Consider the following 10,997-nt stretch of genomic DNA (forward strand, 5'->3'; position numbering starts at 1 on the left):
ACTGTTGTTTTTACAGGTGCCTGTGCAAGTCCTTCAACTGCTGCTACAAATGCATCTGCCCCTGTTCCAAATGCGAGGTTATGCTGAATATAACCTGGTGCAAGAAGTTCCTTTGCCTTTGCTGTATCTCCTGATACGAATGTTCCGATGAGTGCTAATGCTTTTTCCTTATTTGTCATGATTATTTTCCTTTCCGGGCTCTGCCCTGCGAGGTAATTATCCTCGAATGTTAAAGAGTTCATCGTTGTAACCGTAGCAGTTTCATCTGATGGTGTTAATATAGCATCGTTTTGTTGTAATGTCAATGGTTACATCTAAAATTTTTCAAAAAAATTTCCAGGTGCAGTTAAACACCTGGATTTAATGTTCAATATTCAATTAGATTGACAAATTTGAAAGTTGTGCGATTAACTTCCGATATAACGTGCTAAAACTTCAGCCCAACATACAGAAATTCACCTTATTGTAATCTTTTAGAATAAAGGACTTCTTCTGTATCAAACGCTGGCTTTGAAATCCCCGTCAGCGCAAATCCTTTTGTTTCATAGAAAGCCCTAGCAGGGAGATTATCCCGAAATACCCATAGTACCACTTCTGAATATCCAGAATTCTTAATATCCATCAAAACTCTATCCATCATCTGACTACCATAGCCCTTACGCCAATTGTCAGATAAACTGTGAATACAAATAAGCTCTGCTTTCCCGACAAGTTCGGAGTCTCTTGCCGCATCCCAATATGCAATGCAATGAGGTTTTCCGTCCACAGTGAGAAGATATCCATTTCCCTTATTCTCATCTAATAGCCTCTGATACATAGAGGTCGCTTGTTCAATATTAGTACATTTTGTTAATGTCTCAGCGTCAAGGATGCTCGTAAAAGCTGCTTTCCAGCTTTCAGTTTGAATATAAGCAAGATTACTAGCATCACCTTGCTGTACTTTTCGAATAACCGCTTCCATTTCCATATCTCCTCATTTATCTTCACAAGAGTACGACAAATATCGATTTGTTAATTTCACTGCCTTTAATTATACAGAATCCTTAGTCTTCACGAAATACCAAAACCTCATTAAACCGGAAGAAATCTTCCGGTTTTGAAATCTTCTTTGCTTAGAGCAGTACTGGATTCTTTTTCTTTTCTACCACTGCCTGCGCCACCGGAAACGCCTAGGCAAACCCACAAAAAACGGACCCAACCCCGGCAAATGCCAAGGGGCTGGGTCCGTTCATTCAACATTTAGTTCATCTTTTCCAGCAATTCTCTTTTAGAAAATCACTGATGTCACTTATGTCGTTACTCTCATAAAAAGCTACAAGATTCTTTTTAAAATTACTATCCATCAAAAAATCTCCTTTAGGGAACTTTTTTATCTCCATAGTTTGCAAAAGTTCCCTAAAACTATTGGCTCATATCACACTCTCACCCCATATCCGAAGCTGTAATATGTACAGCTCCACAGCCATAAGCTCTTGCTTCTTCCACCACTCTATTAAGCAATCCCTTTGCTATGCCCATCCTACGATAATTAGGATTAGTGTACATGATGGAAAGCAGCCCCAATCTTCCGGTCGGACATCCAAAATATGGCGGCTTCTCCACAAAAGACATGCCACTGGTTCCAATGATTTTGTTATCACCGCCCCCTGTCGCAACGTAAAAAAGACCCAGCCCCCAGGAAACCCCAGAGACTGGGCCAAACACTCTATTTAAGCTAACTGCCTAAGCAAAGCCTCCAATTACTTGTTAACGATAGCTGCCTGTGCTGCTGCCAGTCTCGCAATTGGAACACGGAACGGGGAGCAGGAAACATAGTCAAGGCCGATCTCGTGGCAGAACTCAACGGAAGACGGATCGCCGCCGTGCTCGCCGCAGATGCCGACCGGAAGGTTCGGATTGGTCTTGCGTCCGAGCTCAACCGCCATCTTCATCAGCTTGCCGACACCCTCGGTATCCAGCTTTGCAAACGGATCATTTTCCAGAACCTTTGCGTCATAGTAGGAATCCAGGAACTTGCCGGCATCGTCACGGGAGAAGCCGAATGTCATCTGAGTCAGATCGTTGGTTCCAAAGCAGAAGAACTCCGCCTCTTTTGCGATCTCATCTGCTGTCAGAGCCGCTCTCGGGATCTCGATCATGGTACCTACCTCGTACTTCAGATCGGAACCTGCTGCCTTCAGCTCGGCATCCGCAGTCTCAACGATGATCTTCTTTACAAACTGCATCTCTTTGAGAATTCCAACTAACGGAACCTCAATCTCCGGAACGATCTTCCAGTCTGCGTGTGCATTCTGAACCTTAATAGCCGCACGGATGACAGCCTTTGTCTGCATCACAGCGATCTCTGGATATGCGATCGGAAGACGGCAGCCGCGGTGGCCCATCATCGGGTTGACTTCAACCAGACCTTCAATGACAGCGCGAACCTGCTCTGCGGTCTTGCCTGTATTCTTGCAAACTTTCTCGATATCCTCCTCAGTCTTCGGAACGAACTCGTGCAGCGGCGGATCCAGGAAACGAATGGTAACCGGGTTACCTTCCATTGCCTCGAAGAGCTGCTCGAAGTCTCCCTGCTGAAGCGGAAGAATCTTATCCAGTGCTTTCTCGCGCTCTTCTCTGGAGTCTGCAACGATCATCTCACGGATTGCATCGATACGGTCGCCCTCAAAGAACATGTGCTCGGTACGGCAAAGGCCGATACCCTCTGCGCCAAGGCTTCTTGCTCTCTTTGCATCTTCCGGTGTATCCGCATTTGTACGAACCTTCATGGTTCTGAATTCGTCCGCCCAGGTCATGAGCTTTGCAAAATCCTCATCTTCCACTGCGCCCTCAGATACTTCCAGTGCGCCGTCATAGATATTTCCGGTAGAACCGTCGAAGGAAATGATGTCTCCCTCTTTGTATGTCTTTCCGCCGAGTGTGAAGCTCTCGCCGTCCTCTGCAAACTTGATATCAGAGCAGCCTGCTACGCAGCATGCGCCCATTCCGCGGGCAACAACCGCTGCATGAGAGGTCATACCACCACGGGCAGTCAGGATACCCTGCGCTGCCTTCATTCCCTCGATATCCTCCGGAGAGGTCTCAAGACGAACCAGGACAACTTTCTCGCCCTTTGCTGCCGCATTCTTCGCCTCAAGAGCGGTGAATACGATCTTACCGCAGGCAGCACCCGGTGCAGCCGGAAGGCCCTTTCCGATCTGCTCTGCGCTCTTTAATGTCTCTTTGGAGAAGGAACCGTGAAGAAGTGTATCCAGATTTCTCGGATCAACAGCCAGAACGGCAGTCTTCTTGTCGATCTTTCCTTCTGCCACAAGATCGCATGCGATCTTCAGCGCTGCCTTCGCGGTTCTCTTACCATTGCGGCACTGAAGCATGAAGAGCTTTCCATCCTCGATGGTGAACTCCATATCCTGCATGTCTCTGTAGTGGTCTTCCAGTTTATCGGAAATCTCAAGGAGCTCCTTGTAGATCTCCGGAAGTTTTACTTTGATCTCTTCGATCTTCATCGGAGTTCTCGCACCGGATACGACATCTTCGCCCTGTGCGTTCATCAGAACTTCCGCATAGAATGCATTTTCACCGGTAGCCGGATCACGGGAGAATGCAACGCCGGAACCGGATGTCGGTCCCATGTTGCCGAATGCCATCATCTGTACGTTTACGGCTGTACCCCAGCTGTACGGGATATCATTGTCACGGCGGTAAACATTGGCACGCGGGTTATCCCAGGAACGGAAAACTGCCTTAACGGCCTCGATCAGCTGCTCTCTTGCATCGCTCGGGAACTCGCTTCCGATCTCGTTCTTATAGAGAACCTTATACTGTGCAACCAGATCCTGAAGATCCTCGGTTGTCAGATCAACATCGGCGGTAACTCCCTTTTCTGCTTTCTTCTTGTCGATGAGCTTTTCAAATTTGCTCTTGGAAACTTCCATTACGACGTCGGAGAACATCTGAATGAATCTTCTGTAGCAGTCCCATGCCCAGCGCGGATTGTTGGACTTTCTGGACATTACGTCTACGACCTGCTCATTGATGCCGAGGTTCAGGATGGTATCCATCATGCCCGGCATGGAAGCGCGAGCACCGGAACGAACCGAAACCAGAAGCGGATTCTCGATATCACCAAACTTTTTGCCGGAGATTGCTTCGAGTTTCTCCATGTATTCTCTGATCTGTCCCTTGATCTCATCGTTAATCTGTCTGCCGTCCTCATAGTACTGAGTGCAGGCCTCTGTGGTAATTGTGAAACCCTGCGGAACCGGAAGACCGAGATTTGTCATCTCAGCCAGGTTAGCGCCTTTACCACCGAGGAGATTACGCATGTCTTTGTTACCCTCAGTGAACAGATAAACCCATTTGTTAGCCATTACTCTTTCCTCCTGAATACTTCGACGAACCGCCGCAGCCTTCTTTCTCCAGCCGTCCATCATAAAAAATGATTAACTCCCTTGATCATTATAGCACAGCATTTCATGGAGTAAAGGAGTTTTTTGTGCGTTTTACGTAATAAATTCCATAATACTTCTTATTTTGTGTACAGGTTACACATAATTCTGAAATAAATTTTTCTTAACAAACTGCCCTTTTCTTGATTGTACCCTTATAAATACAAGCTTTCTGTTCATTTTTACCCATCATCTTTTCGATTTATCATCGTGTCTGTCGTCAAAGATTGTTCTTATTCGCGTACAATTTAAACGATTTTTCTCCATCAAGCCTTTTTGAAACCGTTTTCTTTTTTTCGTTTTTCCGATCATCAAAGGCCAATAATGTGTCATGAACCATCAAACGGGCAAGTAAATCCATACTCTGCTTTGTGAATCGAACACTCCGCACTGCTTCCCTATGAAACAAAAAAACAGCCCGAAGGCTGTCTTTTGTCCCATAATATAATAATCATCTCATCGGAGGACTCGCCCGCAATTTCCGCAGGACGGATCCGTTCCTTTATACGCAGACATCATTTTGCCACTCAAACAAATCCCAGCGCCGCATAGGCGTAAACCCAGATGAACAGGGTCAACGCGGACGCAACGGTACTGAATACCACAAACTGCCCGGCCAGTTCTCCATCGCCGCCCATATTCTGGGCCATCACGTAGGAGGAAGTCGCGACCGGTGTTGCGTAAATGATGAAGAAGGTGAAGCGGACCACATCACTCAGTCCGGCGAGAGTCGTAATGACAGTCACAACCAGCGGAATGACCAGAAGCTTGATTCCCATCGCCACCGTAAGGCATTTCAGGTTTTTTCCAACCTGTGAAAATTCCAGTGTTCCGCCCAGAATAAAGAGGGCAAGCGGTGTCGCCATACTGCCCATATTCTTCACCGGCGTCTCGATAAAGCGCGGAAGATGAATTCCGAGTGCAAAGAAAAGCGCTCCGACTGCGATACCGTCGATCAGCGGATTTGTCAGAATGTTGATGATCAGCTTTTTCGGATCGGTCAGCCCCTCGCCATGGAAGGATTCGAGAACCAGCACCGCGGAGACATTGAGGATCGGGACGATCACCGCCAGCATCATGGTCGCATAAATTTTTCCCGGTTCTCCCATGACAACTTCAGCCATCGGAAGGGCAAACAGGACACAGTTGGACCGGTATATGGCCTGAACGACCACACCCCGGCGTGGGTTCTCTTTCACAAACCACGGAACCGTCAGCATCAGAAGGATGATCAATGCGATCAGCGATGCGCCCTCCGCCAAAAGAAGCGGAATGTCGATCTCAATGGACGGATCCATGGTATACATATTCCAGAACAGCGACAGCGGAAAGAAGGCTTTGAACACCAGCTTATTCATCCCCTGAAGGAGATCATAGCTGCACATTTTCAGCCTTTTTGCCCCGTAGCCCACCGCCAGATAAAAAACAAACGGAATGACCGCATTCAGCGATACCATTAATGCTTCCATACTATCTCCTGACTATTACCTGAACCCGCACGAAAAACTCAGTCGTTCTTTGCCGCCGACTGAGTCTCCTCTCACCTTTTCCACACACTTTTCCCGGTATGTACCGTAACTGCAGCATATCACTGCGGTTACGGTACTATCTTATGGGAACGGTCCCATAAAGTCAAACCGTGAAGAATTGTGCTTTCACAAATATTTTCTTGTAGTGACAGAATATTGGTATATCAGTAGGTTCCGATCGGCGGTTTTACGCTGTCCGGAAGCGGACACTGATAGTGGCCTCCGTTTTTCCGGCGGACTTCCTCTTTTGCTTTTTGGATCAGATCCGTCCGGTCCATGGTTCTCACACAGGCAAGCGCCATGATCTCCGCAGCGGTCAGGAGTCCCTTGTGCGCAATTCGGCTGCCGGCCTGTCCTGCCATCTGCCAGGTGTGACCGATATTGCCGATGCACGCGGTGGCAATATTCAGTTCCACCGTCGGCGCGGCATAGCTCACGTCGCCGACGTCCGTGGATCCGCCCTGCGGCTTTCCGGAACGGGGATCAAACGCAAAGACCCCGGCATGAAGCGGACGTTTCTCAATCTCCGGAACATTTTCCGCGCCAAACATCTCCGCCATCGACTGGCGAATGTGGTCGAGCGTGACCGGATCGTAGGAGCGGAGATATTTCTCCGCCAGAGCATAGTCCTCGTCGTCCCAGGCCGGCGCGCCGACTTCTTTCAGACAGTCGCTCATGATCGGCGCAAGGGTGCGGTTGGATTCGAAATCGGAGAACGCCATGCTCACTTCATATGTCAGTTTCGTTCCCGTCATCAGAGCCGCACCTTTTGCGATATCCACTACTCTCGCGAACAACTCCTTCACTTCGGACACGCGGCGGGCGCGGACTTCATACTTGACCGAGGCGTGCGCCGGAACCACATTCGGCTGAGAGCCGCCCGCATTGGAGTACGCGTAGTGAACGCGCTGTCCGTCCTCCATGTGTTCTCTCAGATAGTTACAGCCCACATTCATCAGCTCACAGGCGTCCAGTGCGCTTCTTCCGTTCCACGGGCAGGCGCCGGCATGGGCAGTGATTCCGTCGAACGTAAATGTCGCACCCATGATCGCAGAATTGGAATCGGCCGAAACCTGGTTGACGGTTGCCGGATGCCAGGTATAGACAAAATCGCAGTCATCGAAGAGTCCTGCTCTTGCCATGAACTGTTTTGCCCCGGCTCCTTCTTCCGCAGGACAGCCGAAATAAATGACGGTTCCGCTCTTTTGATTCCTCTCCAGATACTCTTTCACCGCGATCGCCGCGGACAGAGAGGCGGTTCCCAGTGCGCAGTGACCGCAACCGTGCCCCGGCGCACCTTCCAGAACCGGCTTGTGCTCCGGATTTCCGGCTTCCTGGCTCAGACATTCCAGCGCATCAAATTCGCCCAGAATCCCCATGACCGGAGCGCCTTTTCCCCAGCGTCCGAGAAAACAGGTCGGCATGTCGGCCAGTCCCTTTTCCACCTGAAATCCGTTTTCCTCCAGAAGTCCGATCAACAGCTCCGATGACTGAAACTCCTGATACGCCATCTCGGCAAAACCGTGAATCCGGTCGTTTGCGCTCAGGATTTCCTCCCGGTGCGCCGCAACCGAAGCCCTGATCTGTTCCAAATCTTTCTCCATGATATTCCCTTCCATGCTGTCTCCGCATCCTGTTTATCTTCTTCCGCACTCAAGTTTACTTCGGAACTTTTTTTCTCCTCGAATTTTTGTTTTTTCTCGAATTCTGTTGTCCCTGAAAATTCTATCTATCCCTCGGAATTCTGATTTCCCTCGGAATTCTGATTTCCCTCGAAATTCTGTTTCCCTTCGGAATTCTGTTTTCCCTCGGAATTCTGTTCTTCCCTCAGCAGTTTCTGTCTCCGACCTCAGTTCCCTCCCACGCAGGAATCAATCTTTCCCCTTCATGTCACAGCACCTGGCTGAGAAATGTTTTCGTTCGCTCATTTTTGGGATTTCCGAACACCTCGTCCGGTGTCCCCTCTTCCGCGATGACACCGTCTGCCACAAAGATCACGCGGTCTGCCACCTCACGGGCAAATCCCATCTCGTGAGTGACAATCACCGTCGTCATCCCCGAATCCGAAAGAGCCCGGATAACCTCCAGCACTTCTTTCACCATCTCCGGGTCCAGCGCGCTGGTGGGTTCGTCGAACAGGATAACCTCCGGTTCCATGGCCAGCGCTCTCACGATGGCGAGGCGCTGTTTCTGTCCGCCGGAAAGTCTCGTCGGATACTCATCCCTTTTTTCCGCAAGCCCGACCTTTTCCAGCAGTTCCATCGCTTTTTTCTCCGCTTCCGCTTTCGAAATGTGCTTTTCCAGCGTCGGAGCAAGAGTAATGTTCTCCAACACCGTCAGGTGCGGAAAGACGTTAAAATGCTGAAAGACCATGCCGATCTTCTGACGGTACCGGGCGATATCGATCTTCTTGTCCATGATATTTGCCCCGTCAAAGAGGATTTCTCCCTCATCCGGCGTTTCCAGCCGGTTCAGACAGCGGAGGAAGGTACTTTTTCCGCCGCCGCTGGGCCCGATCACGGCCACCGTCTCCCCCTCATGGATATCAATGCTGATTCCCTTCAGAACGTGAATATCGCCGAAGGATTTGCGGAGACCGGAAACCCGAAGGATGACATTTCCGGACGGACTCATATTTTCTGTATTCTTAACTGTTTCTGTCATTGGATCTCATCCTCTTTTCACATATTGCCAGAAGTCTTGTCAGAAGGAACGTCAGCGTCAGGTAGATCAGACCGGAGATCAGAAGTGACGGAATGGCGAGAAATGTCGCCGCCTGTACGGTCTTATAAGAGGTGGTCAGCTCCGCGATGAAGAATACCGACGCAAGGGAAGTCTCTTTGATCATGGTGATAAATTCATTGCCCAGCGCCGGAAGGATGTTTTTGATTGCCTGGGGAAGAACCACTTTCATCATTGTATTTTTCCGGCTGAGTCCGAGACTGAGCGCCGCCTCCGTCTGTCCTTTGTCCACCGCCTCAATTCCGGCGCGGATGACCTCCGCCACGTAAGCGCTGGAATTGATGATCAGCGCGACGACAATGCACTGCGTATCCGACAGTTCAAACGGCATGGCTTTCGGCAGAAAGATCCAGAAGAAATAGATCTGAAGAAGCGCCGGCGTTCCTCGGATAATCTCAATGTAGAGATTGACCAGCCACTGTCCGGGTTTAAACCGGGACAGCTTTACAAAAGCAATCAGCGTTCCGAGAATTGTGGCAAAGGCAACCGTGACGGCTGACAGCCACAGTGTTCCGTACAGTCCGCTGATATACACGCCGGAATACTTTCCCCATAATTTTATTACACTTGATATCATTCTTTTCTCCTGTCCAGCAATTTCTCAGTTTCGGAAGAATTCCGCCCGCACCGCCCGTTTTCTCCGTCCCTCATTTCTGAGAGAACCGCGAAATGATTCCGGGCGCGCGGGCAGAACCGCGATAAGATCCGGGTTAATCCACTCCGAGAGAAGAAGCCTGCGCGGATGCCGTCTCAACCCATTTGCCCATCAGGCCGTTTTCATCCAGCTCTGCAATGCAGGTATTGACAAACTCGGTCAGAGCCTCCTCGTCCTTCATGATTCCGACGTGGTTGCCCTGCATCTCCTTCGGCACGTCAAACTGGAACCCCTCCACAAGCATCAGGCCCGGATTTGCTTCCGCGTACAGTTTTGCACTTGCCTTGTAGACTGCCGCCGCATCGGCTTTTCCTTCCTGTACCGCCATGTAAGCGTCGTTGGAAGAAGAAACCTTCTTGATATTTCCGACCTTGACTCCCGATGCATCCACAAGAGCTTCCTGAAGAGAACCGGCCTGGAAGACGATGGTCTTATCTGCGAGATCATCGAGACCCTTGATCTTGTCTTTGTTTTCCTCGAGAATCAGAAGACCGTGTCCCGCCTCCTTCGGATCAGTATAATATCCGTCGGACATATTGCAGGCTTCCGCGCGCTCCGGTGTGTACGCCAGACCCGAGATCGCCAGATCCGTCTTTCCTTCCACCACGCTCGTCAGAACGGCGCTGAACTCCAGCGGAACATATTCCATCTTTACGCCCATGCGGTCCGCGATGAATTTTGCGAACTGAACATCCGCACCGCAGTACTGCTCGTCACCCTGTTTGGAGGAGTCAATGAACTCATACGGAGCGAAATAGGGCTCGCTGGCGATCTGAATGACTCCCTTCCTGCGAATTTCATCCAGACGTCCGCCGCTGATCGCGTCGTACTTTGCCTTCCACTCCGCCGAAACCGCCGGAATCTCTGCATACTTGAATTCTTCCGCCGCTGCGGTTGAACCGGAAGCTGCGGAGCTCTCCGCTGTCTTTGTGGTTTCTGCCGCCTTTGCGATCTCCGCTGCCTTTGTCGTCTCCCCGGACTTTGCGGTCTGCGTCGCTGCACTTCCCGGAGCACAGGCGGTAAATGCGGCTGCCATCACCGCAGCTGCGCCAAATGCGATTATCTTCTTCATGTTTCTTTTCGTTTCTCTCTTCATGTTTTTTCTCATCCTCTTCTCCTCCTGATGTTCCCCTGGTCTTCATACAAAGTCCGCAAGCGAATCGAACAGGCAGAACCGCTTCATCTGCCAAGGAATCATTTGCGTTCACTATAACTCTTGGGAATGAGTATGTTTTCTTCGTATGACGATATACTACTACAAACACTTTAGTTTGGCAACGTATTAAATTAGTAAATTGCAAAAATTGTTTTTCCAAATCGAGTAGGAGGCGGTGACTAACCGCCGTCCTCTCACAGCACCGTACGTACCGTTCGGTATACGGCGCTTTCAATAGTTGACGTGCACAGACTGATAGGCTGTGGCTAAATCATAGAAGCCACTGTTTATCAGTCTATCTTTTGTCATCGCCATGTTGACTGCGACTGTATGTGTGGTAAACCAATATCCACGCCGACTGTTGCCAGCAATATGCGCCAAGTCCTCGGGCACACCCATCTTAATCAGATTTCGCACCTTTGTCTTGGGCTTCTTCCATTGTTTCCATATACACATACGGATTCTGT

General features: G+C 49.8%; 9 protein-coding genes and 2 pseudogenes. All 11 read right to left on the reverse strand.

Going from position 1 to position 10,997, the window contains the following annotated elements:
• Nucleotides 1-305 (reverse strand): annotated as a pseudogene (locus tag BMW41_RS14420) (hypothetical protein); the annotation flags it as partial.
• Between the two features lie 155 nt (nt 306-460).
• A complete protein-coding gene (locus tag BMW41_RS13035; RefSeq protein WP_074650577.1) occupies nt 461-961 on the reverse strand; it encodes a GNAT family N-acetyltransferase in 501 nt (166 codons plus the stop codon).
• 461 nt (nt 962-1,422) lie between these two features.
• On the reverse strand, nt 1,423-1,704 hold the full coding sequence (locus tag BMW41_RS15375; protein ID WP_083379005.1) for a GNAT family N-acetyltransferase: 282 nt from the start codon (nt 1,702-1,704) through the stop codon (nt 1,423-1,425).
• A gap of 35 nt (nt 1,705-1,739) precedes the next feature.
• Nucleotides 1,740-4,370 (reverse strand): pyruvate, phosphate dikinase, encoded by a 2,631-nt coding sequence (ppdK, locus tag BMW41_RS13045; protein ID WP_074650570.1) that lies wholly within the window; start codon nt 4,368-4,370, stop codon nt 1,740-1,742.
• A gap of 298 nt (nt 4,371-4,668) precedes the next feature.
• Nucleotides 4,669-4,809 (reverse strand): hypothetical protein, encoded by a 141-nt coding sequence (locus BMW41_RS14670; protein ID WP_177171249.1) that lies wholly within the window; start codon nt 4,807-4,809, stop codon nt 4,669-4,671.
• Between the two features lie 166 nt (nt 4,810-4,975).
• A complete protein-coding gene (locus tag BMW41_RS13050; protein WP_074650572.1) occupies nt 4,976-5,917 on the reverse strand; it encodes an AEC family transporter in 942 nt (313 codons plus the stop codon).
• 224 nt (nt 5,918-6,141) lie between these two features.
• Complete coding sequence (locus BMW41_RS13055) at nt 6,142-7,581, reverse strand: amidohydrolase (RefSeq protein WP_074650579.1); 1,440 nt, start codon at nt 7,579-7,581, stop codon at nt 6,142-6,144.
• A 286-nt stretch (nt 7,582-7,867) separates the two neighbouring features.
• On the reverse strand, nt 7,868-8,611 hold the full coding sequence (locus tag BMW41_RS13060) for an amino acid ABC transporter ATP-binding protein (RefSeq protein ID WP_278280351.1): 744 nt from the start codon (nt 8,609-8,611) through the stop codon (nt 7,868-7,870).
• A gap of 13 nt (nt 8,612-8,624) precedes the next feature.
• Nucleotides 8,625-9,296 carry an amino acid ABC transporter permease gene (locus BMW41_RS13065; RefSeq protein ID WP_074650575.1) on the reverse strand — a complete coding sequence of 224 codons (672 nt, stop codon included), beginning with the start codon at nt 9,294-9,296 and terminating at the stop codon, nt 8,625-8,627.
• Nucleotides 9,297-9,429: 133 nt separating this feature from the next.
• A complete protein-coding gene (locus tag BMW41_RS13070) occupies nt 9,430-10,446 on the reverse strand; it encodes a transporter substrate-binding domain-containing protein (protein WP_074650580.1) in 1,017 nt (338 codons plus the stop codon).
• A 315-nt stretch (nt 10,447-10,761) separates the two neighbouring features.
• A pseudogene (locus BMW41_RS14810) lies at nt 10,762-10,997 on the reverse strand (group II intron reverse transcriptase/maturase); the annotation flags it as partial.

It is taken from the genome of [Clostridium] aminophilum (assembly GCF_900101295.1).
In the GTDB taxonomy this organism is placed as follows: domain Bacteria; phylum Bacillota; class Clostridia; order Lachnospirales; family Lachnospiraceae; genus Clostridium_R; species Clostridium_R aminophilum_A.